General features: G+C 63.7%; 2 protein-coding genes. Both read right to left on the bottom strand.

Annotated elements, in window-relative coordinates:
• Positions 1-1,343 (bottom strand): NADP-specific glutamate dehydrogenase (gene gdhA / locus ACZM22_RS11140; protein WP_489544120.1); only part of this gene is annotated, 1,343 nt, incomplete at its 3' end.
• A gap of 25 nt (positions 1,344-1,368) precedes the next feature.
• Positions 1,369-1,494: 4-hydroxyphenylacetate 3-hydroxylase C-terminal domain-containing protein (locus ACZM22_RS11135; protein ID WP_489544121.1), on the bottom strand; the 126-nt coding region annotated here is incomplete at its 5' end.

Genomic DNA, 1,494 nt, shown 5'->3' with positions numbered 1-1,494 from the left:
ACGCCCTGCTCCATCATGGCCTCAGCCACCCGCTTGAAGCCGGCGATGTTGGCGCCTGCCACCAGGTTGTAGCCCAAGCCGTACTCCGCGGCCGCGTCCACGCTCATCTGGTAGATGGTGTTCATGATCCGGTGCAGCTGCGCGTCCACCTCTTCCGCCGTCCACACCAGCCGCTCGCTGTTCTGCGCCATCTCCAGTGCGCTGGTGGCCACGCCGCCTGCGTTCACCGCCTTGCTGGGCGCCACGATCATCCCGGGCTGCTCCATCAAGAACCGCAGCGCGTCGTTGGTGGTGGGCATGTTCGCCACCTCAATGTAGTACTTCACGCCGTTGGCCGCGATCTGCTTCGCCTGCTCCATGTGCACGTCGTTCTGCATGGCCGAGGGCATCACCACATCCGCCTTCACGCCCCAGGGCTTCTCACCGGGGAAGAATTCCACGCCGAACTTCTCCGCATAGTCCTGTACCCGGTTGCGGCCGCTGGAGCGCATCTCCACCAGATACGCGATCTTCTCCTCCGTGGCTACGCCGTCCGGATCATAGATATATCCGTCCGGGCCGGACAATGTCACCACCTTGGCCCCCAGCTGCGTGGCCTTCTTACAGATGCCCCAGGTCACGTTGCCGAAGCCCGCGCAGGCGATGGTCTTGCCCGCGATCCGCTCTCCCTCGTGCTCCAGCACGTTCTGGAGATAGTATACCGCGCCGTAGCCCGTGGCCTCCGGCCGGATCAGGCTGCCGCCGTAAGAAAACCCCTTGCCCGTCAGCACACCGTTCTCCCAGGCCCCCTTCAGCCGCCGGTACTCGCCGAAGAGATACCCGATCTCCCGGCCGCCCACGCCCATGTCCCCGGCGGGCACGTCCACATCCGGCCCGATGTACCGGTACAGCGCCTGCATGTACGCCTGGCAGAACCGCATGATCTCCGCGTCCGACTTCCCCGCCGGGTCGAAGTCCGCGCCGCCCTTGCCGCCGCCGATGGGCAGGCCCGTCAGGGAGTTCTTGAAGATCTGCTCAAAGCCCAGGAATTTGATGATGCCGGGATACACGTTGGCCTGGAACCGCAGGCCGCCCTTGTAGGGCCCCAGCGCGCCGTTGAACTGGCACCGGTAGCCGATGTTCGTGTGCCACTGGCCCCGGTCATCCTCCCAGGACACCCGGAAGGTGAACATCCGCTCCGGCTCCACCATCCGGTTCAGCAGGTCCACCTTCTCATACTCCGGGTGCTTCTCAATCACCGGCTCCAGAGAGGAGAACACCTCCTCCACCGTCTGTACGAACTCCGGCTCGTTGCCGTGCTTTTTCTTCACGTTCTCGATCACGCTGGTGAGATATGCGTTCATGGCTTTTTTGGCCTCCTATTTTCAATCAGTCTTGGACTTGCTCGATACCCGCGATCTCCTTGGCCATCTGCTTCTTGGCCTGGAGGTTGCCCTGGCGGGCGATCATGATGCGCTGGGCCTGGGGAGAGCCCGCGCCGTGCATGGACTCTGT

The organism is Vescimonas sp., from assembly GCF_057856985.1.
The sequence above is the reverse complement of the archived record's forward strand: the minus strand, read 5'-3'. Positions and strand labels throughout refer to the sequence as shown.